Raw genomic sequence first — 26,712 nt, 5'->3', positions numbered from 1 at the left:
ACACGCTCATGGCCGTTGACAGGGCCTCTTCCGGCAACCGCAACCAGGTCACGAACCGGCCCAGATCCTCCAAGAGGACCTGATCCCAGCGGAGCCCGCGAGCCTGCAGGAATTCGAAGTAATCCCGCAGATCGTGGGCATAGGCCTTGACCGTGTTCGGCGAGCGTTCGATTGCCGTGAGATGTGCCAGGAACTGATCGACCGGCTCGACGACCAGGCCCTCGCATAACACCGTCGCCGATTCCACTCCCGAAGGCATCACTATGCGCTTCGCCTTGACTCCGTAGCGTGTCATAGACATGGCAAGATAAGCCATCCACAACATCAAGAACCGAAGGCACGCCGCAGCCATCTGGACGTCATGGACACCCAGTCACGGCAGTGAGATAACCGCGCAGAGCCGCGGCTCGGTGAACGTCTTGGTCCAGCCCGAGAACGACTCATTTGAGGCGATCGCGACACTGTTGGTCTCCTCCCTCTCAGTGAGAACTTGGAACAGCAGTTCGGCTCCGTGCCGGTCGAGTTCCATGTAGCCGAGCTCATCGATGCACAAAAGGTCGACGCGGCCGTAACGGGCGATGGTCTTGGTCAGCACCTTCTCATCGGCGGCCTCGACCAGCTCGTCGACCAGCTTGGCGGACAAGGTGTACTTGACCCGGAACCCGGCCATCGCGGCCTCGGTGCCCAGCGCGATGAGCAGGTGCGACGTGCCGGTCCCTGAGTCGCCGATCAGACACAGTGGCATGCCCTTGCGCACCCAGTCGCCGGTGGCGAGCGTATGGATCATCGTCGGGTCGACGTTGGGGTTGGCGTCGAAGTCGAACTCACGCAGCGATTTCTGCCTTGGAAAGCTCGCCGCCTTGATCCGCCGCTCTGAGCGGCGCCGGTCGCGGTCGTCGCATTCGGCCATCAGCAGTTCGGCCAGGAAGCCGAGATAGCTCATCTGTTCGCGGGCGGCGGTAGCGGCCAGGTCGGTGAACTGCCCGCGCATGGTCGGCAGCCGTAACTTCTGGCAGGCCTGGTAGATGGAGGCTTCGGCCGCTTCCTCGGTCAGCCCGCGGCGGTGAAAGGTGGTCATGACGTGTCTCCCTCGGATGCGGGCCGTGCGCCGCCCGCGCGGCGGCGCAGAAGCTGGTCATAGACGGCCACCGACGGCAGCGGCCGGGTATCAGGCGGCAGCTGCGCCAGCCGCCGGGTCGTCAGCGAGACCACCTGAGGTTCATCCAGCCAGGCCAACCGCTCCGGCCTGGGCGATGGTGTCTGCTCCAGGTCGGGGCCGCCCTGGCCTGAGCGATCTTGCGAGCCTCCAGCGCGACAGCGTCGGCGGTCAGCGCACCCACCTTCAGCGCAGCCGCGATCCCCGCCACCACATGCCGATGAGCCATGTGCCGATGCAGCAGCAACACCTCGATCAACGCCCGAGTACCGGCCGCGTCCCCGTGCGCCTTGCGTGCCGCAGCCCACCAAGCCTCGTGCGCCGCGGTGAACATGCCTGCCGCCCGTGCCTGCTCCAGCGCAGTGGCCCCGGGCAACGCGCCGGGCTTGTGCGCCAACGCCTCCAGGTAGTGATCCAGTTCCAGCCGGGCCCCGCCCTTGGCGATCAGCCGCTCGTGCCGGGCCACCTCCACTCCCTTGTGGTAGACGACCAGATGGGAGGCGAACAACATGACCCGCACCTGGTGGCCGACCAGCCGGATCGGGACCGAGTAGCGGTTGGTTCGGACGCTGATCTGCCCGTGCATGTTGACACGCGGGGTGAGCAGGCGTCCGATCTCGAACTGCTCGACCGGCAGCGGCGCCAGCAGCGGTTGTTCCTGGGCGAAGCGTTCGCCGATGGTCTGCGGACGCATCCGGATCCGGCGGCGCTCATCGTCGATGTCCCACGCATCGATCAGGGCGTTCAGCTCGGCTATTGAGGCCACCTCGGGGACGGGAACCAGATGATTCCTGCGGAACCAGCCGATCTGGCCCTCCACCCCGCCCTTCTCGTGCGCACCCTCCAGCCCTGGCCGGCAGTAGAAGGCGTCGATCCCGGCCCAGCTTCTGAAGGCCACCCACCGCTCCGACTCCACCCGGCCTCGGGTGAAGCCCAGTACCTTGGCCACCGCGGGTCGCAGGTTGTCATAGCGGACCTTGCCGGTCGGCACGCCGCCCAGCACGGTAAGCGCGTGCACATGCCCCTCGAAGAACGCTTCTTGCGAGCAGGTGAGGAAGATCCTGTGCACGGACTTGCCCGACCAGGACAGCCGGAACGCGAACAGGTAACACCTGGCCAGTTCGCCGGCCAGGCGGATCCACACATCCCCGAAGTCCACCTCTGCTTCGGCACCAGGCTGATGCGTCTGCTCGATGTAGGCGGCCGCCGGACCGTGGCCGGCCTCTAACCGGATCGCCGCACGGCGCGGGCGCACATAGTTGCGCACCATCGCGTACGACACCTCCGCCGCCCCACGCTCTTCCACCAGGCGATTCCAGATCCGCACCACGGTGTGCCGCTGCTTGCGCGGCGCGTTCAGGTCCGCCCGCAGCATCTGATCGATCAACGGCTTGTAAGGGTCCAACCGCGAGGCCCGGGGCGGTAGTGGCTTGCGTGGCGTCGGCCAGGCGGAGGTCAGCGCCTGGGCCACCGTCCGCCGGCTCACCTGGTACTTACGCGCCAGCGCCCGGCCGGACATACCCTGCCGGGCATCGCGGCGGATCGCCGCGAACAACTCCACCCTGCTGTTCGCCATCGGGTGCCCCTTTACGACGGGGATCCCCCGATAGTCTCACCAGCCGCAGCGCCATGGCGCCGAAACTGAGTGACACCACCTTCCAGATCCGAGGACTGGCGCTCTAGTCGGCTGTCACGTGGAGCCGTCTCTCGTGGACAAAGTCAGCTGTCGTCGCTGATCCCGCATGGCCCTGTCTGGCACTGATTCCCGTGATTCTTCACGGACGAGGTGAGGCGACGCTGCCGATCGCGAGGCGTAACCGATCGCGGCGTTGCTTCGGATCTTCTTCGGCTGAATCGGGCTGGTCCGGGACTCGACTCGGACCGTTGGCCGTCGTCGTTGACGGCTGGAGCACAGGTTGGTGGGGTCGGCTCAGCAGCCCGGGGCGGACCTCAGCCCAGTCGATCCAGCTCCCGGACTCAGGAGTCTTCCTCCTGCTGTGCGGTTCGCTCCCCGAAGCCGGGAAGCCAGGACAAGTCTTCATCACTGTCTTCCGGGGGAGGCGGGAGGATTGCAGACAGGCCCTCGTCTACTTCGATCTTGTATTGCGTGGCTATTGCGGCGATGTAAAAACCCATGCGAGACCGTAAATCGCCCAGTGCAAGGCCGAAAGCATTGTCCCCTGCCAGCCCCATTCGGTATTCGAAGTTCCTGCCGTCCGGGCCGGCGGCATCGACGAAGTGACGACACGCGGCCCGCATAGCCTTGAGAATCTGGCGGAGTTCTTGCCCGATGTGACGTTGTGTGAGCTGTTCGGTTAGGAATGCCCTGATCTGGATGGCCGATCTAACGCAGTGGACTTCGTCCTCCATGTGCCTATCGCCGAAGAGCAGCCTGCGATCTTCAAGGAAAGCAACCACCCTATTGGCGATCTTCCTGTCCGTGTCTGCCTTCTGCCACTGGATGCCGAAGAGCGATGTGCTCAGGCCTGTGATTTCGTAAGGGATGCGACCCATAGGTGTGAGCGTAGTTGTCCGGCTGGCCGATCTTGGCCGATTCACGGTCGCTACCACTATCTGCGGACGCTCTTGGAGAGAATACGAGCGCGTGCAGCACCGATGCGGAGTTCCTTGCGGAGGGTTTCGGCGGAGATAGGCCTTCCGCCGGTGCGGGCATGGTGCTCGGTATCGAGTCGTCGCGCTGTCTCCAGCAAGGCGTCGTCGACAGCAGCGTTGTCAGTGCGTGCTGTCCGTAGTCCGGGTGCGGACTGTGACCGTTGATCCGGCAGGCGCTGAGTGGGCCGCAGCGGCGACTGGGAGTAGTGCTGCGGGAGCGGATGGCGTCGGGCTGGGGTCGGGTCGGTCCGGGACCCGACTCGGATCGCCGATCGTCGCCGTGGCAGTCTCCGTCAGGAGGGCTGGAGGCTCGGGTTGGTGGAGGCGGCTCAGAAGTCCGGGGCCGACCTCGGCCCAGCCGATCAACAGCAGCGGAGGGATGCTGTCGTAGGCAGCACGTCCCGGTGAACCCGCAGCGAGCGGCTCGGCGATGTTGAGCGCCAGCGTCGCGAGCCCGGAGAAGGCAAGCAGGATTCGGGCCGGTCTCAGCTCCGCAGGCTGAACGCCGCGGAGTTGCATGTGACGGATCCCGACCAGGAGGCCGATGACCGACAGGTCGACGCTGGGCCCTACCAGCGGGGCCAGCCACGGTGCCACGCCCAGACGTAGTCCGAGAGCCCAGCAGTTACCGAAGGAGAAGGTGAAGGTAAGGGCGGCGATGGCCACCATGGTCGTGGTGACGGTACGGCGTGCGAACGCAGCCGCGGGCGTCGCCTGCGCTTCGGCTGGCGGGTCCTGGCCCAGCCCACCAGGGCCCGCCGGCCCTGCTTCATCTTCAAGCTCTTCATCAATAGGGTGCCGGTTTGCGGTCCGCCCGTTACGTCGGGGAGTCGCTGCCTTCCCTCCGCCTGTCTCTCGCTCGGAGGGGCAACCCGGCACTGCGCTGTCGGCCGTGACCGATCCCTTCATGTCATCCGTGATGAGTGTCACCAGGTCTCCGAGGCTTTCAGGCGACGGCGCGCAGGGAGCCGGTGAGCGCGCGGTCGATGGCGTCGATGAGGTCCTGGTCGACGTAGGGGAGCAGGTGGCCGTACCGGTCGATCGTGGTGGTGATCGACTTGTGGCCCATGCGCCGCTGGATCGCCGCGAGAGGGATGCTCTCGGAGATCAACCACGCCACATGTGTGTGACGCAAATCATGGATGCGAGGCCGCTTGGTCAGGCCGCGGCTGCAGGCGTCGTCGATGGCGGGGATCCAGCGGCGGTCGTAGAAGGAGGAGTGGCGCCACCACGAGCCGGTCGGTGAGTTGAAGACGAACTCCTTGGGCCCCTTGCCGGCGATGTTCGGCAGGATCGCGTCCATGACCTCCGACGACAGGGCGATGGTCCGGCGGGATTGCTTGGTCTTGGGTGGGCCGAGCTTGAAGGTGTTGTCGGCCTGACGCTTCCAGGCCCGCCGTACGCGCAAAGCCGGGACGGGCTTGCCGAACGGGTCGATGTCGCGTACCTGCAGGGCTGCCAATTCGGCGTAGCGCAGGCCGGTGCCGACGAACACTGTGAGCATGTCGCGCACGTCCGGCTTGGCGCAGGCGCGGATCAGGGCGAACTCCTGCTCGGTGAGGAACACCATCTCGTCGTCGCCTTCGCCGTCGTCCAGGCGGGGCAGGCGGGTGCGCGCGGCGGGGTTGGAGGTGCGGAGCGGGGGATCGGCCTCGACGGCGTCTTGGAGGATGGCGAACAGGATCCCGTGGAGGTTCTGGATGGTCTTGGGCGCCAGCGGGCGCCGCAGCCACTGCTTGGGGTTGGCGGGGTCGGCTACGCCGTGCTGGAGGGTGTTGACCCAAGTTCGTACGAGGCTGCGGTCGATCGCGTTCCCGTCGCGGATGTCCAGGTCGCCGAAGGTCGGCAGGATGTGGTTGCGCAGGTCGCGTTCGTAGTCGTGGCGGGTCCGCTCTTCGATGCCCGACAGGCTGGCCACGAAGGTCGTCGCATAGTCGCGGAACGGGATCGGCTCCACCTCGGGCTTGTCGTCTACCGGTGCCGCCGGGGCCCAGCCGTACCCGCGGATCCACCCCTCGGGCCACTGGTGGCCGACGGCCTCGACCGCCAGCTTGAAGGTGACGGCCTGGGCCTTCTGCTCGAAGGTCTCCGACTGCCAGGCACCGTCACTTGCCCCGCCGAGCCGCCAGCGGACTCGGTAGCTGATCTTCTTTCCCTTGCCGGGACGCTTCTCGATACTCGCCACGAGGCAAGTGTCAGCAGGCCGTCGGCGATCCCAAAGGGAATCGATGGAAGAGGGATGTGCCCAAGATGTGCCCAAACGATCACAGCGAACAGGGAGTGATCAAGGGACGCCCAGCTCAGGGACTATATGGAAGTGGAGCGGGTGACGGGAATCGAACCCGCGCTATCAGCTTGGGAATCGCATGGATCACGCCTCGTAGGGCGGCTGACCTGGGCTTCGGGCGGGTCATGAGTGACCGTGGTTGACCCCTGGCCCTGGCCCGCTCGGCTTGTCCCGGGTCGATGGCGGCGGGATGATCAGGTCCCTACCTCAGCCCCTACGGTCTTCGGCAATGTGCGGGCGATCACCCTGGAGCCGGAGCGCCCCGGCTGGAGGCCGATCGTCGGAGGATGCCGCTACATTCGGCGCTGTGGATCGCAATCATGCTGCCCTCGTGCGGCTCCTCGCCCTTGTTCCTCCCCCAACCGCTCCGATCTTCGGAACCGATGAGTGGGACGAGGTGTTTTCCGACTTCGGGCTTCGACTTCCCGCCGACTATGTGGGTTTTATCGAACAGTACGGGCGTTGCGAGTTCGCCCGGTGGCTTGGCATTTACGACCCGCGGGACTTGCCGAAGGAATATCGCGTGCGAGCGGCGCAATGGGGCGACGATTACAGGGATCTTCGTGATGACTTCCCTGAGGACCACCCGTTGGCTATGTGGCCGGAACCGGGCGGGTTCTTTCCCTGGGCAAGCACCATTGACGGCGATAAGATTGGCTGGCTGACGATTGGAGAGCCAGAAGCGTGGCCGTGCATCGTAATCCCGCGCCATGCGGATCAGGAGCCACCGATCCCGGAGACCATGACGGAATGGCTCGTTGGATGGGCGTCCGGGACGAGATTTGACGGCAGCGGGTTCGCCGAGGGAGTCGAAGGCCATCCGTTGGAGTGCCGCGCGTGGAGTTGAAGTTCGCCAAACCTGTCAGGACTGGCGGCCTTCCGTAGGGCGCGGTCCGAGCTGCCGGCGGCCGGGACCGGCCCCCAGACATCCCACATCGGCGCGGCCGACGACCAGGGCGACGAGGACGACGACGGCGCGCCGGGGTGTTGGCCCCGGTGGGCTGATCAACGGCTAATGGCACGCTAATGGCACGTGAAGATCAAACAGTCTCGGAAACAATCAAGGCCCGGGTCGGAAAAAACCTTCTGACCTGGGCCTTCGTACGTGGAGCGGGTGACGGGAATCGAACCCGCGCTATCAGCTTGGGAAGTCTCTAACGCGCCTGGCCGCTGAGCTGGGGAGACACTGAGCCGTTGTCTGTAACGGTTCGTCGCTGTGTGTAGTGCCGACGCCGGCCGGGTCACGCCGCTTCATGGCAGGGCATAGCAGGGCATGCCTGGGCATGCCGCGCCCCAGTGACCGGAAAGCGTAAAGCCCCTGATAGAAGTGGTCTTGTCTAGAGATCAACTTCATAATCAGAGGCTTCACGTGCCCACCAGTGTCACATACTCGGCGACCCTCCAGGTGCGCCGGGAGACCGTACTGTTCCTGGCCGCCCTGCTTCATGCCGAGCGCCGCCGCCGAGGTACCCGCGCCGGCCGGGCCGCCGCGCACTCGGCTGCCATGCCCAGGCCGTCCTCATCCTGCGCTGGTTCCTGGACGGCACCAGAATCAGGCAACTGGCGATCGATCACGGCATCGGCGGCAAGACCGTCTACCGCTACCTCCATGAGGGCATCGACCTTCTGGCCGCGCACACTCCCGACCTGGACACCGTCTTGGACACGGCCGCGCGTACGGGTCTGACGCACATCAACCTCGACGGCATCCTCATCGCCACCGACCGCGTCGCCACCCCCGGCCCCAACGGCGCCGACCTGTGATGGTCCGGAAAACACAAGCACCACGGCGGCAACGTGCAGGTCATCTCCACCCCGGACGGCTGGCCGCTGTGGGTCTCCGACGTCCGCCCCGGCCGCGAGCACGACATGACCTGCGCCCGCCGCCACGGCATCATCACCGCCCTCGCCGCCATCCGCACCGACCTGCCGGCCCTGGCCGACCTGGGTTATGAAGGCGCCGCCGACGTCGTCCGCGTCCCGCTCAAGAAGAAGCCCCACCAGCGCCGGCTCAGCGATGACCAGCACACCTACAACAAACTGCTGCGCGGCATACGCGGCGTCGGTGAACGCGCGAATGCTCTGCTCACCGTCACCTTCAAGGCCCTGCGCCGGGTCAGCCTCGATCCCTGGCGCATCGGGAAAATCATCCAGGCAGCGCTCGTCCTACTTCATCACGAGCATGACTGGACCGCGTCGCCATCACACAACGTGATCTTCAGTTACTGAGAACAGCTCACTGACCTGCTGAGGGGCGGGTCGAGTGACCGTGATTCCCCGCGAGTTCCCCTTGGTCGCCCTCCTGACGGGCACGCAGCGGGCACGCGAGGGGGACAGGGAGCCTTTGCTTCCTCATCGTGCTCAGGCGACAGGTTCGGCTTTTTCGAACACCGACTCGGCTTCCTGGCTCCTCAACCACGTCTTCCATTGGCTTACTTTGGGCTTGGACGCCTCGGAGTGATCCAACAACCATAGGAGGTACCGGGCCCGTAGGCGGAAACCCTCATCAGGATCATCGGCGATCTCAAGCAGGAAGCAACGTAACCGTGAGCCGCTGACCGCCCTGGCCAGTACGGCATATCCCACATCTTCACAACGGTGCTCACGCCGTACGGCAAGGCAAATCAAGTCAACCAGCTGATCGATCACCTCGGTCGCCAGATGCGGCACAGCCCTGGCCAGATCATGCAACTTACCGTGTTTCGTTCCCCAACTCTTGGCGGAGGCCATCCATTCGTCCGGATACCGAGCCTCCCACTCCAGATAGAGCAGGACATACTTCAGTCCGGCCCAATCGGCGTAGGACTCAACGGGAATGAACTCCCACAAAGCATCCGGCAGCGTTCTTCGTCGCTCTGCAATGTATCGGCCTCCAGCCTGGTCAGCGGCCGACAACCCCTCATCTCGCCAGACCTCATTGAAGGCATACAACGCCTCACTACGGCGATCTTGAGTAACCCTCAGCCGGCCGCGCGCCCGCTCACGCCGAACGGGATCCTCCGAGATCAACTCGAACGTCCACCCCAAGCATCGATCCCACTCCTCAGCGGATTCCATGATTCCATTATCTGAGCGGCAGGCGGGTTGGACTACCTTCGCCTGAAGTCTTTCAAGATCACGCTATCTGAGCTGGGGAATCGTTGATGTGGGCGTATTCCGGTCGAGTGCCCGTGAGCTCCCGTGACTCTCCAGTGATCGCCGATCGTACGGGCACGCAACGGGCACGGTTGGCGTACAGGTGTGAAAATCATCGCGTGAAGACAAAGTCATTGTTGCCCGCGACGATCCTCGGCGCAGCCCTGTTGGTCGTGGTGGCCGCGATCATGACAGTGACGATCGTGCTCAACGCGTCTCCTGGACCTGCGAGTGACCCGGGGGCCGCCGTCCCGACGCCCGTGGCCGACATGGGCCTAGCGCCATCCCCAGACAGTGCGGGACTGGCCGACGCTCAGCCTGAGAGTTCGGCGCAGGAGGACGCACTAGAGGAAGAGGAGGAACTCGGTCCGCGTGAGGCTGTGGGGACGGCTTGGCCTCTCAAGATCGAGCAGGCGACGCGCGACGCCCTCGTCGACGCGGCGAGCAAATACGGCCCGTCAGGTCAGGCGCCTCACGTGGCCACCGGTGGCACCATCTACTACGGCATTGTCTACGGCGATACCGAGGCCACCGACGTGTATCACGCCATCGCGCTCCTGAACGACGGTATCCACCACTGGGCTCGCCAGGGTGGCGCGGAATGGCGGTACGAAGGCGTCTACGATGCGCGCGTGTGCGTGCCTTCCTTGCCCGCTCGCCTGTACAGGGCCTGGGGCCTGGTTTTCAACACCGTGTCGCCGGGCGCGCCTCCCCGTACCGCCTGCCCGCGATGACACCAGCTCTCTGTGCTGAGCTTCCTCTATTGGGATCTGACCAGTGAACTCTCAGCGTGAAGCAACTGGAACGGGCATGTGTCAGCACTGTCTCTGACCTGGGCCTTCGGGCTTGGAGCGGGTGACGGGAATCGAACCCGCGCTATCAGCTTGGGAAGTGTATGGATCACGCCTCGTAGGGCGGCTGACCTGGGTCTGGGGCCGTTCATGAGTGACCGTGGTTGACCCCTCGTCACCCTGCTTAATGGCCCGCTAATGGCCCGACGATCAGCCGGTGACCTGGCCTTTCCTCGCGCGGCGCGTACGCTCCACCTGCCTGATCATCCTGTCGCCGTCGACCCGCCCGAAGGGGAAGCGGGCCAGGGCCAGGGGGTCAAGGTGGAGCGCCCTACTGGACGAACGACCTTGACCCCCTGGCCCTGGTCTGCTCGGCTTGTCCCGGGTCGATGGCGACGGGATGATCAGGCTCCTACCTCAGCCATTTACGGCCTTCGGCAGTGCGCGGGCGATCATCCTGGAGCCGGAGCGCCCCCGCCGGAGGCATTCCCTTTGAACCTGGCCTGTGGATACTTATGCCATGGCATCCTCGGAGGTTCCGCGTACGGTCAAGGCTGTCAACACGACTCAGCTCATTCACCTCGATGAAGAGGCGATGGTGTGCGGGCTTAGTCGGCAACACGGAGCCGGGTGGCTGGCCGAGCGGGCTGATCCGGAGGCGACTCACTACTTGTGGCCCGCGCTGGTTCATTGCTTGGACCACCGGCCGGAGTACTCGCCGCATTGGCGCTGCATGTTGTTGCTGGTTCTGCGAGACGGCCAGCAGGTTTTCTCACTGCTGGATGTCCTTCCAGCATCTTTCGATGCGCTTCCGGAGAACCTGGACCGTTCGACGAAGACGCAGATCACCCAAAGGCTGCTGGCGCCAATGCAGACAGTGGCCGAGTGGTCTGAGCGTCACGGCTGAGGCGTTGCCTGATGGCCTGCGCCATGAACTGACTGTCCTACCTGGCCTTGCGGTCCGAGCCGCCGGCGGCCGGGACCGGCCCCCAGGCCGCACGCCCGGCCGCCGAGCGGGCGAGGGGCCGCGAGGCGGCGCGGAGCGCCGCCCTTGATTGCTAAAGGATCAATTCGGCAACTTTCGACGCAAGCCGCGTCAGTTCATGATCGGCCTTGCTGTAAGTCCTCCGGATCGCACTCGTGGCAGCAATCATCAGCGGCCCTTCGTTGACCAGGTGCTCCATCAGATGGTGTGCCAGCCGATCAGGTGTGCCAAACTGGCAACGGGATGGATGACCTATTGGCGGCCATCCATCCCGTGGATGAATCAGGGAACTTCAGCTCCTATCTTTGCTGTTCGGTCAAGGCATGCCGAACGACTTCGGCCGTCGCCGACTCGATTTCGTATCCGCTATCGTGCAGTACGATCAATGGGACGTAGCCGTACGATTCTGCGAATTGATTGATCCGAGCTACGGCCGCTGAGACCTCATCCGTGCCGACGTTCAACTTCCTCGACAGGTGATCATGCCGTTCGACTTGAGCGGGACTCTCAGCCAGAACGTGCAGAACCTTCCGTTGCAGAGGCTGCAGGATTCGGACCAAGAGCGTCGCTTCTATCTGCGCGCCGGGGTGTTGATCCCAGCGCCGATCAGGATTGAGCGCGGGATTTTCAGCATTGGTCCTGTGCGTCATCGATGAACGCTCCACTCGGTGCTCGCTGTGTAGCCACGTATACCAAAGGATACGTGCCCGCCGGAGCGGTACCCGAGTACGTCGGCGTGCTCCACGACCCCGTTGAGCTGGTGCGAAGGGTGGTCTCGTGCCTAGCAACCAGTAGGTCCCCCTGGTACCGCTGTGTGACGACCTTGATGTCGACGCTCTTAGGGTAGTCGACCCCATTCGCCTTGTAGCTGAGGTTGATCGTGCCACCGGATGTCTTGCAGGTGATCGCGATGAAGGTGGCTGGGGCAAGCGCACTAGCGCTGGTAGGGGCAACGCTGAGGGCGGTGATGGTGGCCAGGGACGCGAGCAGAGCTTTTGCGCTTCTTGATCGACGGAGGAAAGCACTCCTTGTGATCCGGGTACGCTGGAGGGTGGACATGCGATAGCCTCTCCCTTGCATCGTGGGAACGGTGCACTGCGGGCGGGGGCCTGCCAGAGCTTTCCCGCCCGCAGGTTGAGTTTCACGGCATGTGTGACTTTTTGCAAGGGTTAGCGCGAAAATCGGCCAGTAACTCATTAACCATTTCTCGGTCTAGGTCTCCGGCTCGCTTGGCGAGGTTGGTGGGGGCCGACGTCTTGCTTTCCGCATCCGGACTACCGCCGATCAGATCTCGGACCGGCTCATATCTGGGCGGTTGCGAGATGCCAGGGGTACCTGTCGATGACCTCGGCTCCGGTGCTGGGGGCATGGGGCTCGAACTGGCCGGGGCCTAGAAGGACGTGAACGCCTTCGGCTCGAAGCGCCTCAATGCTGCGGCGGAATGGCTCGCGTGAGGCAAGGGCGCTGTTCACGAAGGGCAGGACGACGACGGGGATACCTAGCCGGGGAGCTTCGGCAAGGAGGCCGAGGGCGTAGGTGTCGGCGATGCCTTGGGCGAACTTGTTGATGGTGTTGTAGGTAGCCGGGGCGACGATGATGGCGTCTGCCCTGGGGAACTTAGGTTCGCCGGGTTTGCGGTACTGGCTGCGGACAGGGCGGCCGGTCTGCTTCTCCAGCGCGGGGACGTCGATGAAGTCGAGCGCGTTCGGGGTTGCGACGACCTGGACGGTCCACCCGTCGTCCTGAGCCATCGTGACGAGCTTGCCGACGCCGCTGGCGGGTCCTGCGGCGCACACGATGATGTAGAGGACCTTGCCGGGTTCGGTCACGCGCTGACTCCCAGGGATTCGGCGTATTCTCGCGCTTCGCGGCGGACGCTGACGGGCGCGGTGGCGAGGATGTCGCGGACCAGCCTAAGCGTGGCGGGGCGTCCGGTGATTTCCTCGGGGGCGATGTCTCCGGCTGCGCGCAGGATGTAGAGGGCGCGGTCGTGTTTTCCCCATGCGAGGAACGCGCGGGAGGTGTCGAGTAGGACGGTGGCCTTGCGTTCGTTGATGGGCAGGGCATTGAGGTCGATCTTGCGGGCGTTCTCGATGGCGGTTCCGGCGTCGCCGAGCCGGAGCGCGATGTTCACGCGGTGGCACAGGACGTTGTTCGGGCCGAACGCGGTCCACATGTGGTTGCCGTCGTGACCGAGTCGTCGGCCTGCCTGCTCGGCCTCGTCGAGTAGTTCGGCTGCGGTGTGTCGGTTGGCGTGGCGGGCGGCGGCGACGGCTCCTCGCAGGAGAAGTGTGCCGTACACCGACAGGTCGTCGGGAGAGGGGTGGGACAGGTCGGCGTCCAGGCGCTGGGCGGCGGTGCTGGCTATGTCGGTTGCTGCTCGGTGGTGGCCGTCGTCCATGAGTGCGTGGGTGATGATGCGGGCGCTGGATCCGATCATCAGGGGGTTGCCGCTTGCGTGGGCGGCCTGGACGCTGCGGTCGGCCGCGAGCCAGGCAAGGCCCTTGTCTTCTTGCTTGAGCAGGATGGACGCGGCGACGTGGTGCGCCTCGGCGGAGAGGGCGTAGGCGCGTAGCCGTTCGTCGCCGGTCAGGACTGTGCATGCGGTGCGGATCTTGTGGAGCAGCGATGGGAGGGCGGCGGCCACCTGGGAATAGCGGCATGCCTGGTAGTTCTGCTTGGCCGCTGTGACCGATGCGGCGAGTGCTCGGAGGTCAGTGGGGCTGTCCAATGGGGCGGAGTAGTCGACGAGAGCGGCGGCAAGGGCCTCTATGTCCGATTGGATGTGGTGGGTCTGATCTGACTGCCCGACTACCGCACTGAACAACGCGGCCCCGGCCAGGCCGACGAACTCGCGTCGCTGCATGCCGCCCTCGTCCTTTCCAGATTCGACGAGATCCACAACGTGTGAGCCGATCATGTGGTTATCAACCCGCATGGGATCGGTGCTCCCCGGGATGACTGCGGTCTCAGCAACGGGCGAGATGGTGACTCGGGCGCGTTTGACGGGAACGAACCCCAGGTCTTCCGGGTCATGGTGGGTGACCTCGGCGAGTGCCAGCCGGTATGGCTCGCGGGGCCAGGAGACTTCACCGGCCTCCCACCTTCTGATGCGCTCCTCATCGCAGGTGAGGCCGTACTTGATCCCACTGGCAGAAAGGTTAACCATTTTCGCCATTTCGGCCCGGGACAAATTCGCACGGTTACGCCATGCCCGAAGTCTTACGTTTGGCGTTGCTTTGCGCATGTCTGACCTGCTTCCCGATTCGGGATCGAAAAGGGGTTAAGAGGGGGGCCTTTTGGAGGGTCTCGTCATTCTGCTTTGCCGGTGGACTTGCCATCAAGCAACACGGTACGTCAAGCGGCCTCCCGACGCAGGGAACGCCGGATGAACAAGGAGATGGCGACGGTGACCCGGCCAGATGAGAACAGCGAGGCACGCCCCTGTCCTTCGTGTCGGGGACGTGGCACCAAACAGTGTCATTCGCGCCGTCAGCTCGTCGTCGGCGGGGCGAACGACGTTCACGGCGACTCGGGTGGGGAGCGGGATTGCCTCGACTGCCTCGGAAGCGGCCGGGCCGAAGGGAACGGATGATGAATCCCATTGAAGCCGCAGTGGTGGCGAACATGAATCAGACGGCGGAGGCGAACAAGCTGATCCGGCTCCGCTACGAACTCCTCAAGCTCGGCATCGTCGCGAAACTGCGTGACAACAACACCGCGCTCATGGTGGATCCCCCTGAGGATCGTGGGCTGCCGGTGTGGGTGTTCGTCGGGTACGGCGGGGCCTACTTCTCCTGGCAGTCGGCCGAGAAGCGGCACCCGGTCTCCGACGTGCAGGGCGCCGCGCAGGTGCTGGCCGACTACGTGCGGCGCTGAGACCGGCGCGGCGGGGCAGTGAGCCGACCTGGCGGGGAAGGCCGGTTGGCGTCCATGAATCCTGCCCCGTCGCGCCTTTCCCCGGCAGGGTCGCGTACGCCCGCAAGCCCCCGTAGTCCGTGCGTGGCCCTGCCGTCTTCCCGCCCTTCCTCCACTCCCTCTCCTCGTACGGGCCAGTGCCGGTTCGGCTGGGGGAAGTGACAGAACCGCTGAGCCGGTCTACGCTCAAACTTGGTAAAACAACCTGTCGGCTGCTGGACGGTCGTGATGTCTCTAGAGTCCGTGCCCCCGAAGTATGCACAGCTTGTGCAGACGCTTCAGCGGCGCATTGAAGCGGGCAAGTACCCTCCCGGATCTCTTCTCCCCAGTGAGAACCAGTTGATCCAAGAGTTCGGCGTGTCCCGCCCGACCGTCGTTGCCGCCCTGCGCGTGCTCCGCGAACAGGGCTGGATCGAATCCCAGCAGGGCAAGGGCCGGTTCGTGCGGGGCCGTCCCGCGCTCGCCTCGCTTGAGCAACCTCGCCCCGGTCACGCCTACCTGACCACCCCGGAAACAGGGTTGCCCGGTGAGCTCCTGGAGGCCGGGGCGGTGCCCGTGCCCAATCGGGTTGCCACGCTGCTCGACCTGACCCCCAAGAGCAAGGTGTTCCTTCGCCGGCGCCTGGTGTCGCGGGGCAATGAGCCGTCCGAAATCGTGTCACTGTGGCTGCCGCTGGACCTGTCGGAGGGCACCGACCTGACCAGCGCGCAACCCCTCGCACAGGGGACACGTGATCACGTCCAGGCACGCAAGGGCGTCCGCTTTGATCACGTAGTCGAGCAGATCACCGCACGCATGCCCAGCACGGAGGAAGCCAAGCAGCTCGGCATGCCCAAGAACACGCCGGTTCTTGACGTCTACGCAGCCGTACGCGATCCCGGCGGGCGTCCCCTCGCAGTGCTCGCCGTGGTGCTCCCTGCCGACCGTCACGAGCTGGAAGACGCCTATCCGATCGGATAGGACAGCGTCACCATCCGAGCCCACTTAGCTTAGGCACTTGACCTAGCAAGTGGGCTCTCTTATTGTCGAAGCACTTGATAGGTTAAGTGCCTATCAGTCGAGAGAGGAGGAACCATCATGGCTCTTCAAGGTCCCATCCCCGTCACCTTCGACAAGGTGTTCCCGCACGGCTGCTACCTCGTGGGCGAGGTCGAGCAGGTCAAGGACTTCGACGCCTCGACCAACGGCAGGTTCGTCCAGGCGCGCGACAAGCAGACCGGCGAACTCGTCTGGCAGATCGCCGTCATGGACGCCGACCCGCAGGTCAAGCCCGCTCAGAAGACGGTCGCCGTGAAGATCATCACCCCGGTCCAGCCGGTGCCCCCGGCCCAGATGCCGGGCCTGCCCTTCACCCCGGTCGAGTTCGACGGCATCACGGTCACCCCGTACGTCAACGGAAACGGACGCCTGGCCTACTCCATCCGCGTCCGCGAGATGCGCGCTCCCCGCTCCGCTGCCACCACGAAGAACAGCAAGGACGGGGCGGCGGCATGACCCGCGACCCCTACACCTACGTCACGGTGTCGATCGACACCGGCGGGGCCTCACGGGTCGGGGTCTCGTTCTACACCCCCGGCCTGCGGGTCAGGGCTGACGTGCTGGATTCCGGACGGCCATACCTCGACATCAGCAGCAAGACCGCTGACGTGTCGATCTCGACGACCGGGGCCAGTGTGGTCACCTCCAGCGATCTGGAGGCCGCCCGGCAGATCTTCAACGCCGCCGCGCGCTACCTGGCCGACTGCGAGCGCCTGCACGACCAGCAGTCGGCCGACCTTGGCCCGGTCAGCTCCCCCTCGCCTGTGGCGGGGGATGAGGCGGCGGCCTGATCACGGCAAGTGGGGCCGCTGGAAGCGGCAACTTTCAGCGGCCCCTCGATCTCCCTGGACTGCGAATCAAGGAAGGACACCAAGTCTAATGTTCAAGAAACTGCCTGGTGACGAGGCCAGAAACCTCGTCTCCACCACCCCGGACACGGCGGTCGTGTTCCGTCCGGCCGTCGTCAAGACTCCCGCGATCGTCACCCTCGTGATCTGGGCCTCCCGTCTGATCGCCGGTCTCGTCCGCCTCGTCGTCCGTCACCCCGTCGCGGTGGCCGTACCGGTCGGCTTCGGCGTGATCTGGATCCTGTACGGCTCTCGCCTGGCCCTGGTCGTGGCCGCCTTCGTCCCGACGATGGGGCTGTCATGGTTCCTGCTGGAACGGGACTCCTTCCTTCGCCTGGTCGGCTGGCGGCTGCTCGCTTGGTGGCGGCTGGTGGCGGTCTACCGTCGTCATTGGCAGCCCGTCATGACTGTCTCGGGCCTGGGCCGGTACCTGCGCGGCCGGGACTACCTTCCCCACCTGCTGCGCATCCGGTGCGACGGCTGGGCCGACCACGTCACAGTGAAAATGCTCGCCGGACAGGCCGTCAAGGACTGGGCCGACCGAACCGAGCATCTCGCGCACGGCTTCGGCGCCCCTTCCTGTCGGGTCGCGGTCGTGCGGGCGGGGCGGCTGGTGCTGACCTTCCCCCGGCGTGATCCCCTCGCCTGCCCGCTGCCCGCCGTGCCGATTCCTGAAACGGCGTCGGTAGGGCCGGTGGAGGTCGGCCGGTGTGAGGACGGCTTGCCGTACCGGCTCAAGGTCCACGGCACTCACGTCCTGGTGGCCGGGGCGACCGGGGCCGGTAAGGGCTCGTGGCTGTGGGGCACCATCCGCGGGCTGCTTCCCGCGATGCGGGCGGGCCTGGTCCAGGTCTGGGCGCTCGACCCCAAGCGCATGGAGCTGTCCTTCGGGCGGGCTCTGTTCGGTGCCCGGTACGCGGCAGATCCCAAGGAGTGCGCCGACCTGCTCGACGAGGCGGTCTCGGTGATGCAGGAGCGGGCCGACCGGTTCGCCGGCCTCCAGCGCTCCCACACGCCCACCCCGGCGGACCCGTTCATCCTTGTGATCGTCGATGAGGTGGCGTTCCTGACCGCCTACCAATCGGATCGGAACCTTCGCCAGCGCATCACGGCAGCCCTGGCCACGCTGACGACCCAAGGGCGGGCGGTCGGCGTCGGAGTGATGGCCGCGCTACAGGACCCGCGCAAGGAGGTCATGAACATCCGCAACCTGTTCCCCGACAAGATCGCCCTACGGCTGGATGAGTCCGAACAGGTGGACATGGTCCTCGGCGACGGCGCGCGGGATCGGGGCGCACTGGCCGACCACATCTCACCCGTCCCCGAACTCGGCGCGGGCATCGGTTACGTCCGCCTGGAAACCTCCCCGGACCCGATCCGGGTGCGGGCCGCGTACGTCTCCGACACCGACATTCGAACGATGGTCACCGAGTACGCGGGGGTGGGCCGATGATACGCCTCGCCCACTTCCTCGACGGCCTGCGCTGCTCCTGCTGCGAAACGCTGGATGCCCTCTGGCTCGACCCGGTGCGCGGCCTGGTGGAGTGCCACGAGTGCGGTCAGAAGGCCAGTGTCCTTGTCGACGGCCTCGGCCTGGCCGACGCGCTCGACAGCCTCGACGCCGTTGACGCGGTCGGCTCGTGTGGGGGTGGCTGGTGACCCACCCGAACGACCGGTCGACGCCTCGGGTGGTGCGGATGGCGATGCCGCTCGCCCGGGACGTCGTCGAAGAGATCGCCAAGCGGTACGGCGTGTGCATCCGCCCCGCCCCGTCCCGCTCAAGCGCCTCGACGTGGTGACCGGAGAAAACGAGATCGTGGATGTGCCGTGCGGGGCGACGCTGGAGAGCAAATGCCCGCCGTGCGCCAAGCGCAACCGGCAACTTCGGATGGCGCAGTGCCGGGAGGGCTGGCACCTGGAGGCCGAGCCGGTCAACACCCCCGACGAGGCCGACGACTATCAGCGTCACCTCGTCGAGCTGCGGGCCGACGCCCAGGTCTGGCGCGACCAGGCTGAAGAGGCCGGCGACGACACGACCGACCTGGACGCCGCTCTTGAGGACCTGGACGAGGAGATCAGCGCCGCGGGCATGCGCGGCAACGTCCTGGGCCGGACCTCGGGGAAGCGGTCCCGTTCGACGAGGCGGCGGCAGGACGCCCCGGACCTGCCCAAGCGGCAGATGAGTGCCACCACGCTCGGGCGGACCTTCACCGGCCGAGACGGCAAGACCTTCCGGCCGTCGATGTTCGTCACGCTCACGCTGCCCTCGTACGGCAAGGTGAGGGACGGGGTTCCGGTCGACCCGGCGACGTACGACTATGCGCGGGCGGCTCGGGATGCGCTGCACTTCTCCAAGCTGGTGGACCGGTTCGTTCAGAACCTCCGCCGTGTGGCGGGCTATGACGTGCAGTACTTCGCCACGGTTGAGCCTCAGAAGCGGCTCGCGCCACACCTGCACATGGCCGTGCGCGGGACGCTGCCCCGGGTTGAGCTGCGGCAGATCGTCGCGGCGACCTACCACCAAGTGTGGTGGCCGTCCGTCGACACCGTCCGATTCGAGGGTGACCACCTGCCGGTGTGGGCCGATGGTGTCGGCTACCTCGACCCCGCGACGGGTGAGGTCTTGCCCACCTGGGATCAGGCGCTCGACCAGCTCGACGCCGACGAGGACGCCGAACCGTTGCATGTGCTTCGCTTCGGCGAACAGTTCGACGTCCAGGGCGTGTTGGGTGGGTCGCCGGATGCCGATCAGTGCATCCGCTATCTGTCGAAGTACCTGACCAAGAGCATCGGTGACGGCCTCGACACCGACAACCCCGCCCAGAAGGCGCACGCCCAACGGCTCCTCCACGCGCTGCGATTCGAACCGTGCGCGCCGACGTGCCCGAACTGGCTGCGCTACGGCATCCAGCCCAAGGGCGCCAAGGCCGGGATGGCTCCGGGCCGGTGCAAGGGCAAGGCCCACAAGCCCGAACACCTCGGCTACGCGGGCCGCCGCGTGCTCGTCTCCCGCAAGTGGTCCAACAAGACCCTGGCCGAGCACAAGCAGGACCGGCGCACCTGGGTCCTGGAAGCCCTCGGCCTACCCAACGGCGAACCTGCCGACCCGCACCGCTACCTCTGGCGGCCCGTCAAGCCCACTGACGCCGACCTCGATCCAATCGGCGTACGGCTGTTGCGCTCGGTCCACGAACGCCAGCGCTGGCGCGACCACATGGACCGGCTGAGAGCAGAAGCAGCCGGACAAGATCCTTCGGCAAATCGGCCTGCGGCATGAGAGGAGGAACATCGTTGGACCCGTTGCTCACCGTCCCTGAAGCGGCCGCACGGCTGAACACCTCGGCTCGCTTCGTCCGTCGCCTGATCGCGGAACGACGCATCGAGTTCGTTAAGGTCGGCCGTCACGTCCGCATCTCCGAGTCAGCACTGACCGCCTTCGTCGTCGCGGGCACCGTTGCCCCGATGACGGCCCACGAGGTCACCGGGAGGGCTGCCTGATGGCCAACAGAGACGGTCACCGCCGTTTCGGCAACATTCGAAAGCGGGAGTCCGGGCGCTATCAGATTCGCTATCCCGGCCCGGATGGTCGGATGCGCACCGGGGCCGAGACGTACGAGCGCAAGAGCGACGCGGAACGAGCGCTCTCGCTCGTCGAGGCGCAGATTATCAAGGGGGAGTGGACCGATCCGGATCGCGGCAAGATCAAGCTCCGCGACTACGCCGAGACGTGGATCTCACAGCGTCCGGGCCTTCGTCCCCGGACGGTCGATCTGTACACATGGCTGCTCAACAAGCACATCACGCCGTACCTCGGCGCGGCACAGCTCGGCAAGCTGTCGACGGCCATGATTCGGCAGTGGCGGGCCGACCTGCTCGGCAACGGCGTCTCGGTGTCCGTCGCGGCCAAGGCGTACCGGCTCCTGCGGGCCGTGCTGATGACGGCGGCCGAAGAGGACCACATCATCCCGAGCAACCCGTGTCGAATCCGCGGAGCCGGTGACGAGCATCCCGCAGAACGACCCGTGCTCACCGTGGCGCAGGTCTTCGACCTGGCGGACCGGGTCGGCCGTCGTCCTGTCGGCAACGTCCGCAAGCTCAAGAGCGGGGCGTACCGGCTGCGGTTCCAGCGGCACGGCGAGATGCGCACTCACCCTGAGATCTTCGCCACACGAGGCGAGGCCGAACGTACGCTCTGGAAGATGGGCGCGGACGGGCGGGCCGACTGCACCCATGACGGCCGCTTCCGCGCCTTGGTCCTGCTCGCCACCTTCGCCAGCCTGCGATGGGGTGAGGTGAGCGCGCTTCGCCGTAGTGACCTCGACCTGGACGGCGGAACCGTGCGCATCCGAGCGGCCTTCGTCGAGCGCTCAACGGGTGAGCTGGTGCTCGGTCCGCCCAAGTCCAAGGCGGGCCGGCGGGTGGTCGGCATTCCCGAGGGCATCGTTACGGCTCTGCGTGAGCACCTGGCGACTTACGTTCAAAACGAGCCGGGTGCGCTGCTCTTCCCCGGTGCCAAGGGCGGGCCACTGCGGCGCAGCGGCTTCAACACCCGTACGCGCTGGGTGGACGTGGTGAAGGACATGGGCATGCCCGGCCTGCACTTCCACGATCTTCGACACACCGGAAACATGCTGGCGGCTGAATCCGGCGCGGGCCTCAAGGATCTGATGGCCCGGATGGGTCACGACAACGTCCGGGCGGCCATGATCTATCAGCACGCGGTACGCGGCGCGGACAAGGTGATCACCGATGCGATCAACAAGCAGCTCCAGGCGCGGGACGTGGCCGACGAGATGCCCGCAGGGTGATCCACGGAGCTAATGGCCCGCTAATGGCCCGCGAAGATCAAAGAGCCTCGGAAACAATCAAGGCCCGGGTTGAGATGTGCTCCCTGACCTGGGCCTTCGTGCTTGGAGCGGGTGACGGGAATCGAACCCGCGCTATCAGCTTGGGAAGCTGATGTTCTGCCATTGAACTACACCCGCATCGGTCGACCGTGGAGTCGGACCGCGCTCATACTCTAGCGGAAACTCGGCGTGCTGCTGCATACCCCGGGCCAGAACGTGGTCGGATCGCTGACATCGGCCGGACACGGCCTGGCCGCACGGGGGGCACACCGGCCGAGTCCTGGGCCTGTGCGTGGGCCACTAGCCTTGCTTTCGTGCTGCTTTCCGACCGTGACCTACGCGCCGAGATCGAATCGGGCCGGGTCAAGATCGACCCGTACGACCCCGAGATGATCCAGCCGTCCAGCGTGGACGTGCGGCTGGATCGGTACTTCCGGGTCTTCGAAAACCACCGATACCCGCACATCGACCCGTCGACGGAGCAGCCCGACCTGACCCGGATGGTCGAGCCGGACGGCGATGAGCCGTTCATCCTCCACCCGGGTGAGTTCGTGCTCGCCAGCACCTATGAGGTGATCAGTCTCTCCGACGACATCGCGTCGCGCCTCGAAGGCAAGTCGAGCCTGGGCAGGCTGGGCCTGCTGACGCACTCCACGGCCGGGTTCATCGATCCCGGCTTCGAGGGGCACGTCACGCTCGAACTCTCCAACGTGGCCACGCTTCCGATCAAGCTGTGGCCGGGCATGAAGATCGGACAGCTGTGCATGTTCCGGCTCAGCTCGCCGGCCGAGTTCCCGTACGGCTCGGCCAAGTACGGCTCCCGCTACCAGGGGCAGCGGGGCCCGACGCCGAGCCGGTCGTTCCTCAACTTCCACCGGACACGGATCTGATCCCCGCGCGTGGCCGTACGGACCGGAGAGTCCGCTCTGGGCCACGTGTTTCCTGCGAGCATCGGGGCAACGACAAGGAGGAGAGGGTTACGGGCGGGTTAGCCAGGGCCGAACTTCGTCTTTCCAGGCCCAAGCCGTACTCTTCTCTGCGGACCATCCCCGCACATCTGGAGAAACCACGTGCGACTGCGTCTCACGCCTCGTGAGGACAGCTTCTACGATTTGTTCGCCGAATCGGCCAACAACATCGTTACCGCGTCCCGCCTCCTCGTCGAGATCATCAGCGACGGTTCGGACCGGGACGCCCTGGCGGAGAAGATGCGCGCCTGCGAGCACGCCGGCGACGAGCACACTCACGCGATCATGAGGCGACTCAATGAGAGCTTCATCACTCCGTTCGATCGCGAGGACATCTACCGCCTCGCCTCGAACCTCGACGACGTGGTGGACTTCATGGAGGCCGCCGCCGACCTCATCGTCCTCTACCAGATCGAACGTCTCCCCAAAGAGGTCGTGCTCCAGGTCGAGGTGCTGGAGCGCGCCGCGGAGTTGACCGCCGACGCGATGCCGCGGCTGCGCTCGATGCAGCACCTCAACGAATACTGGATCGAGATCAATCGGCTCGAGAACCAGGCCGACCAGGTGTATCGACGCCTGCTGGCCAAGCTCTTCAGCGGGGAGTTCGACACGCTCACCGTCATGAAGATGCGTGAGGTGATCGAGCAACTCGAGTTCGCCGCCGACGCCTTCGAGCACGTGGCGAACACGATCGAGTCGATCGCGGTCAAGGAAAGCTAGGCGCGGGAAAGCCAAGTGGAGCTCGCCCTCGTCATCGGCGTGATCGTGATCGCGCTGATCTTCGACTACACCAACGGCTTCCACGACGCGGCGAACGCGATCGCGACCTCGGTCTCGACGCGCGCGCTGACGCCGCGGGTCGCACTGCTCATGGCAGCCGTCATGAACTTCATCGGCGCCCATCTCGGCACATCGGTGGCCCAGACGGTCGGCAAAGGAATCATCGACGCCCCGAACGGACGGCAGGGCCTGGTCATCGTGGGTGGCGCGCTGATCGGCGCGATCATCTGGAACCTCATCACGTGGTATTTCGGCCTGCCGTCGTCGAGCAGCCATGCCCTCATCGGAGGACTGGTGGGCGCGGCGATGGCCGCGAGCGCCAGCGTCCAGTGGGACGGGGTGGTCGCGAAGGTCGTCATCCCCATGATCTTGTCGCCCGTTGTCGGCTTCGTCCTCGGCGGCGCGATAATGATCGTGATCTTGTGGCTGTTCCGCCGGACCAATCCGCACAAGTCGAGCCGGGGATTCCGGTACTCCCAGACGGTGTCCGCCGCCGCGATGGCTCTCGGCCACGGCATGCAGGACGCCCAGAAGACCATGGGCGTGATTTTCCTCGCCCTGGTCGTCGGCGGATACGTGTCGCCCACGGCCGACATCCCCGAGTGGGTCATCACCGCTTCGGCGTTGGCGATCTCGCTCGGCACGTACGCCGGTGGATGGCGCATCATGCGCACCCTGGGCCGTCGAATCATCCACCTGGACCCGCCGCGCGGGTTCGCCGCCGAGGCGGCCGCGGCGTCCGTGTTGTACACGGCGGCCATGGGCTTCGGCGCGCCGATCTCGACCACGCACACCATCACCAGCGCGATCATGGGTGTCGGCGCCACCCGGCGGCTGTCGGCCGTGCGGTGGGGTATCGCGGGCAACATCGTCACAGCGTGGGTGCTCACGATCCCCGCCGCCGCGCTGGTCGCGGCCCTGTCCTACTTCGGCCTGCACCTGATCTTCGGCTAGCGCCGAGGCCGACGCCGAGGAGGAACCGCCGGGCACCCCCCGACCAGCTCGATGCACGGCTACCGGCGGTACATGACGTCCGTGTCCCATCGGGCGAAGCCGAGGGACTCGTACAGCCGGATCGCCGGGACGTTCTCCTCGTCCACGTAGAGCATCACCTGGGTCAGGCCGAGCGAGCGCAGGTGCGCCAGCCCGGCGAGCGTCAGCGCCCGGCCCAGGCCGGTGCCCCGCTCGTCCGGGGACACCCCCACCACGTAGACCTCGCCGATCGGCTCGTCACCGTCACCGTCTCCGGCGTCGTCACCGTCGACCTTCGTCCAGTGGAACCCCACCAGCCTGTCGTGCCCGTCCGCCGGGCCCGGCCGTACGGCCAGGAAGAAACCGGCGGGGTCGAACCACGGCTCCTGCTCACGCAGCTTCAGGTCCTCAAGCGTCCACGCGCCCTGTTCGGGGTGGGTGGCGAAGGCCTGCGCGTTGAGCGCGAGCCAGGCCTCCTCGTCCCGTCCCGGCTCGAACGTGCGCAGCCGTACGCCTTCGGGGAGCGGCGCGGCGGGCAGCGGGTCGGCCAGCGAGCGCCGCATCTTCCACAGCGACCTGGCCCGGGTGAGGCCCAGACCCGCCGCCAGCCGGGAGGCGGCGGGGTGATCGCCGTGCGCCCAGAGGCGGAGCCGGCCGCCGCTTTCCTCGAGGGCCGCCTCCAGCAGCCGCCGGCCGACGCCGCGCCCGCGGAACGCGGGGTGCACCACCAGCTCGCCGCTCGGGCCCTCGACCGGGTCGGCCGGGTCCAGATGCGCGAAGCCGGCCAGTTCCCCGTTCTCCCCGTCCATTCGGATGAGTACGGCTCTGGCCCCGGGATCGCCGCCATATCGTAGGTGGAGCATCACGTGCTCATTGAGCGGGCGGACGCCGTCGGCCTCCGCGGCCGCCTCGACGAGGGCCAGCACGGCCGCCACCTGGTCGTCCCCGAGTCGTCCCTGAATCTCCACATGCGTATTCATGTCTCGCACATTAGGTGACCCGATAAGGAGGCGGAACTCGGGGGCTCGGCGAGATCCGCCATCGGTAAGAGCAATGCATCGTTGCCTTTACGCCGTTTGACACTCAGGTCACCGCTCTGATGTCAGGAAACCTGGGCCCGGCCTGGCCTCAATGCGTCGGCCTGGCCCGCGCGCCGGCCCGCTGCTTGGCCTTCGTCTCCCTGCGGGTCCTCGGCTGCGGCTCCGCGCGTGGTTCGGCCTGCGGCTCGCCGGGGACGAACCGGTAGCCGACGTTGCGCACCGTCCCGATCAGCGACTCGTTCTCGGCGCCGAGTTTCGCCCGCAGGCGCCGGACGTGCACGTCGACCGTACGGGTCCCCCCGAAGTAGTCGTAGCCCCACACCTCCTGCAGCAACTGCGCGCGGCTGAACACCCGGCCGGGATGCTGGGCGAGATACTTCAGCAGCTCGAACTCCTTGAACGTGAGGTCGAGCACCCGGCCGCGCAGGCGGGCGGTGTAGGTCGCCTCGTCGATGGACAGGTCGCCGCTGCGTATCTCGTCCGGGGCCTCCTCGGCGGTCTGCTGCGCCAGCCTCCCGATGGCCATCCGCAGGCGGGCCTCGACCTCCGCGGGGCCGGCCGTGTCGATGAGGACGTCGTCGACCCCCCACTCGGCCGTCATCGCGGCCAGGCCCCCCTCGGTGACGATCACCATGAGCGGGCAGGTGACACCGGTGGTGCGCAGCAGCCGGCACAGGCTCTTGGCCTGGACGAGCTCGCGACGGGCGTCGACCAGTACGGCGTCAGCCGGCTGGGCGTCTATCAGCGCGGTGGCCTCGGCCGGCGCCACCCGGACCGAATGCAGGAGCAGCCCGAGTGCCGGGAGAATCCGGGCCGAGGGTTCCAGCGCGTTGGTCAGCAGGAGCAGATTGCTCACGTTCGCCTCCCCGGCGCGCAGCCGTAGCCGTAGCTTTAGCCGTACAAAAACACGTAAGGACCCGGGGGCCACGTCGCCCAGGTCCATCACTTCGTAGGGTAGCTCACAGCACTTATGCGTCCGGTGTGCGTCCGGCGTGTTAACAGCACGTCACACGTCCGGTATTCATAACGCGCCGGTATAGGAGGGAGCTGACGGCGATGGCCACGGGGACGGTCCGTTACTGGGCCGCGGCGAAGGAGGCCGCTGGCGTCGCGGAGGAGCCGTTCTCCGCCGAGACACTGGGCGAGCTGATCACGCAGATCGCCCGGAATCCACGGATCGAGCAGGTGCTACGCCGATCCTCCTTCCTTGTCGACGGCGCTCCTGCGGGGCTCCGCGATCCGGCTACGATCGACCTTCCACAGGGAGCCGTGGTCGAAGTTTTACCCCCCTTCGCCGGGGGATGAGCGACTAGGCTGTTCGCCCGGCCTGGTGT

At 66.2% G+C, this 26,712-nt stretch carries 27 protein-coding genes, 1 tRNA gene and 2 pseudogenes; 18 read left to right on the top strand and 12 right to left on the bottom strand.

Annotated elements, in window-relative coordinates:
• The 5 genes and pseudogenes from AP234_RS30210 to AP234_RS30190 form a co-directional block, all read right to left on the bottom strand.
• Nucleotides 1-247, bottom strand: a 247-nt coding sequence (locus AP234_RS30210; protein ID WP_235558466.1) for a site-specific integrase, incomplete at its 3' end; no start/stop codon positions are given.
• Between the two features lie 126 nt (nucleotides 248-373).
• Nucleotides 374-1,078 carry an IS21-like element helper ATPase IstB gene (istB, locus tag AP234_RS30205; RefSeq protein WP_083502572.1) on the bottom strand — a complete coding sequence of 235 codons (705 nt, stop codon included), beginning with the start codon at nucleotides 1,076-1,078 and terminating at the stop codon, nucleotides 374-376.
• A pseudogene (gene istA / locus AP234_RS35540) lies at nucleotides 1,075-2,732 on the bottom strand (IS21 family transposase). Before istA ends, istB begins: the two are co-directional and overlap by 4 nt.
• A 401-nt stretch (nucleotides 2,733-3,133) precedes the next feature.
• Complete coding sequence (locus AP234_RS30195) at nucleotides 3,134-3,670, bottom strand: DUF6650 family protein (RefSeq protein WP_055483151.1); 537 nt, start codon at nucleotides 3,668-3,670, stop codon at nucleotides 3,134-3,136.
• 1,045 nt (nucleotides 3,671-4,715) lie between these two features.
• Nucleotides 4,716-5,954, bottom strand: coding sequence for a tyrosine-type recombinase/integrase (locus AP234_RS30190; protein ID WP_055483150.1), 1,239 nt, complete (start codon nucleotides 5,952-5,954; stop codon nucleotides 4,716-4,718).
• Between the two features lie 409 nt (nucleotides 5,955-6,363).
• Here AP234_RS30190 and AP234_RS30185 point away from each other — a divergent pair, with 409 nt between their 5' ends.
• On the top strand, nucleotides 6,364-6,903 hold the full coding sequence (locus AP234_RS30185) for an SMI1/KNR4 family protein (protein WP_160330517.1): 540 nt from the start codon (nucleotides 6,364-6,366) through the stop codon (nucleotides 6,901-6,903).
• A gap of 522 nt (nucleotides 6,904-7,425) precedes the next feature.
• Nucleotides 7,426-8,285 (top strand): annotated as a pseudogene (locus AP234_RS35530) (HARBI1 family protein).
• A 132-nt stretch (nucleotides 8,286-8,417) separates the two neighbouring features.
• Here AP234_RS35530 and AP234_RS30175 read toward each other — a convergent pair.
• Nucleotides 8,418-9,113 carry a hypothetical protein gene (locus tag AP234_RS30175; protein ID WP_063843138.1) on the bottom strand — a complete coding sequence of 232 codons (696 nt, stop codon included), beginning with the start codon at nucleotides 9,111-9,113 and terminating at the stop codon, nucleotides 8,418-8,420.
• A 197-nt stretch (nucleotides 9,114-9,310) separates the two neighbouring features.
• On the opposite strand from AP234_RS30175, the gene AP234_RS30170 reads away from it, so the two are divergent.
• Nucleotides 9,311-9,925, top strand: a complete 615-nt coding sequence (locus tag AP234_RS30170; protein ID WP_055483147.1) for a hypothetical protein — start codon at nucleotides 9,311-9,313, stop codon at nucleotides 9,923-9,925.
• Between the two features lie 577 nt (nucleotides 9,926-10,502).
• A complete protein-coding gene (locus AP234_RS30165) occupies nucleotides 10,503-10,889 on the top strand; it encodes a hypothetical protein (RefSeq protein WP_055483146.1) in 387 nt (128 codons plus the stop codon).
• A 377-nt stretch (nucleotides 10,890-11,266) separates the two neighbouring features.
• Here AP234_RS30165 and AP234_RS36765 read toward each other — a convergent pair whose 3' ends face one another.
• The 3 genes from AP234_RS36765 to AP234_RS30150 all read right to left on the bottom strand — a co-directional run bounded on the left by AP234_RS36765 (nucleotide 11,267) and on the right by AP234_RS30150 (nucleotide 14,160).
• Nucleotides 11,267-11,617, bottom strand: a complete 351-nt coding sequence (locus AP234_RS36765) for a hypothetical protein (RefSeq protein WP_152990692.1) — start codon at nucleotides 11,615-11,617, stop codon at nucleotides 11,267-11,269.
• A gap of 651 nt (nucleotides 11,618-12,268) precedes the next feature.
• Complete coding sequence (locus tag AP234_RS30155) at nucleotides 12,269-12,796, bottom strand: flavoprotein (RefSeq protein ID WP_055483144.1); 528 nt, start codon at nucleotides 12,794-12,796, stop codon at nucleotides 12,269-12,271.
• Nucleotides 12,793-14,160 carry an XRE family transcriptional regulator gene (locus AP234_RS30150; protein WP_235558465.1) on the bottom strand — a complete coding sequence of 456 codons (1,368 nt, stop codon included), beginning with the start codon at nucleotides 14,158-14,160 and terminating at the stop codon, nucleotides 12,793-12,795. Before AP234_RS30150 ends, AP234_RS30155 begins: the two co-directional genes overlap by 4 nt.
• A 434-nt stretch (nucleotides 14,161-14,594) precedes the next feature.
• On the opposite strand from AP234_RS30150, the gene AP234_RS30145 reads away from it, so the two are divergent.
• The 10 genes from AP234_RS30145 (at nucleotide 14,595) to AP234_RS35525 (ending at nucleotide 21,579) form a co-directional block, all read left to right on the top strand.
• A complete protein-coding gene (locus AP234_RS30145) occupies nucleotides 14,595-14,846 on the top strand; it encodes a hypothetical protein (RefSeq protein WP_152990691.1) in 252 nt (83 codons plus the stop codon).
• A 267-nt stretch (nucleotides 14,847-15,113) separates the two neighbouring features.
• Nucleotides 15,114-15,845 (top strand): GntR family transcriptional regulator, encoded by a 732-nt coding sequence (locus tag AP234_RS30140; RefSeq protein WP_055483142.1) that lies wholly within the window; start codon nucleotides 15,114-15,116, stop codon nucleotides 15,843-15,845.
• Between the two features lie 117 nt (nucleotides 15,846-15,962).
• Nucleotides 15,963-16,379 carry a hypothetical protein gene (locus AP234_RS30135; RefSeq protein ID WP_055483141.1) on the top strand — a complete coding sequence of 139 codons (417 nt, stop codon included), beginning with the start codon at nucleotides 15,963-15,965 and terminating at the stop codon, nucleotides 16,377-16,379.
• Complete coding sequence (locus AP234_RS30130) at nucleotides 16,376-16,714, top strand: hypothetical protein (protein WP_055483140.1); 339 nt, start codon at nucleotides 16,376-16,378, stop codon at nucleotides 16,712-16,714. The genes AP234_RS30135 and AP234_RS30130 overlap by 4 nt, the downstream gene beginning before the upstream one ends.
• An 88-nt stretch (nucleotides 16,715-16,802) precedes the next feature.
• Complete coding sequence (locus AP234_RS30125; protein WP_055483139.1) at nucleotides 16,803-18,224, top strand: FtsK/SpoIIIE domain-containing protein; 1,422 nt, start codon at nucleotides 16,803-16,805, stop codon at nucleotides 18,222-18,224.
• Nucleotides 18,221-18,430, top strand: coding sequence for a hypothetical protein (locus AP234_RS30120; protein WP_055483138.1), 210 nt, complete (start codon nucleotides 18,221-18,223; stop codon nucleotides 18,428-18,430). Before AP234_RS30125 ends, AP234_RS30120 begins: the two co-directional genes overlap by 4 nt.
• On the top strand, nucleotides 18,427-18,570 hold the full coding sequence (locus tag AP234_RS39715; RefSeq protein ID WP_431999123.1) for a hypothetical protein: 144 nt from the start codon (nucleotides 18,427-18,429) through the stop codon (nucleotides 18,568-18,570). The genes AP234_RS30120 and AP234_RS39715 overlap by 4 nt, the downstream gene beginning before the upstream one ends.
• On the top strand, nucleotides 18,567-20,048 hold the full coding sequence (locus tag AP234_RS30115) for a replication initiator (protein WP_431999122.1): 1,482 nt from the start codon (nucleotides 18,567-18,569) through the stop codon (nucleotides 20,046-20,048). The genes AP234_RS39715 and AP234_RS30115 overlap by 4 nt, the downstream gene beginning before the upstream one ends.
• A 14-nt stretch (nucleotides 20,049-20,062) precedes the next feature.
• Nucleotides 20,063-20,269, top strand: a complete 207-nt coding sequence (locus AP234_RS30110; RefSeq protein ID WP_235558464.1) for an excisionase family DNA-binding protein — start codon at nucleotides 20,063-20,065, stop codon at nucleotides 20,267-20,269.
• On the top strand, nucleotides 20,269-21,579 hold the full coding sequence (locus AP234_RS35525) for a tyrosine-type recombinase/integrase (RefSeq protein WP_055483136.1): 1,311 nt from the start codon (nucleotides 20,269-20,271) through the stop codon (nucleotides 21,577-21,579). The genes AP234_RS30110 and AP234_RS35525 overlap by 1 nt, the downstream gene beginning before the upstream one ends.
• Before the next feature lie 103 nt (nucleotides 21,580-21,682).
• Here the strand turns inward: AP234_RS35525 and AP234_RS30100 are convergent.
• Nucleotides 21,683-21,756: transfer RNA gene (locus AP234_RS30100), tRNA-Gly, on the bottom strand.
• Between the two features lie 176 nt (nucleotides 21,757-21,932).
• Here AP234_RS30100 and dcd point away from each other — a divergent pair.
• The 3 genes from dcd to AP234_RS30085 all read left to right on the top strand — a co-directional run bounded on the left by dcd (nucleotide 21,933) and on the right by AP234_RS30085 (nucleotide 24,320).
• A complete protein-coding gene (gene dcd, locus AP234_RS30095) occupies nucleotides 21,933-22,508 on the top strand; it encodes a dCTP deaminase (protein WP_055483135.1) in 576 nt (191 codons plus the stop codon).
• Between the two features lie 180 nt (nucleotides 22,509-22,688).
• Nucleotides 22,689-23,306: a DUF47 family protein gene (locus AP234_RS30090; RefSeq protein ID WP_055483134.1), complete on the top strand. Its 618-nt coding sequence runs from the start codon at nucleotides 22,689-22,691 to the stop codon at nucleotides 23,304-23,306.
• Between the two features lie 15 nt (nucleotides 23,307-23,321).
• Entirely contained in the window at nucleotides 23,322-24,320 is a 999-nt protein-coding gene (locus AP234_RS30085; protein ID WP_055483133.1) for an inorganic phosphate transporter, read from the top strand.
• 59 nt (nucleotides 24,321-24,379) lie between these two features.
• Here AP234_RS30085 and mshD read toward each other — a convergent pair whose 3' ends face one another.
• Together mshD and AP234_RS30075 are read right to left on the bottom strand one after the other, a co-directional pair.
• Complete coding sequence (mshD, locus tag AP234_RS30080; protein WP_055483132.1) at nucleotides 24,380-25,318, bottom strand: mycothiol synthase; 939 nt, start codon at nucleotides 25,316-25,318, stop codon at nucleotides 24,380-24,382.
• Nucleotides 25,319-25,466: 148 nt separating this feature from the next.
• Complete coding sequence (locus tag AP234_RS30075; protein WP_055483131.1) at nucleotides 25,467-26,234, bottom strand: response regulator transcription factor; 768 nt, start codon at nucleotides 26,232-26,234, stop codon at nucleotides 25,467-25,469.
• Nucleotides 26,235-26,434: 200 nt separating this feature from the next.
• On the opposite strand from AP234_RS30075, the gene AP234_RS30070 reads away from it, so the two are divergent.
• Nucleotides 26,435-26,683, top strand: a complete 249-nt coding sequence (locus tag AP234_RS30070; protein WP_055483130.1) for a MoaD/ThiS family protein — start codon at nucleotides 26,435-26,437, stop codon at nucleotides 26,681-26,683.
• Nucleotides 26,684-26,712: the final 29 nt, after the last annotated feature.

This window comes from Sphaerimonospora mesophila, from assembly GCF_001417795.1.
GTDB lineage: Bacteria > Actinomycetota > Actinomycetes > Streptosporangiales > Streptosporangiaceae > Sphaerimonospora > Sphaerimonospora mesophila.
The sequence above is the reverse complement of the archived record's forward strand: the minus strand, read 5'-3'. Positions and strand labels throughout refer to the sequence as shown.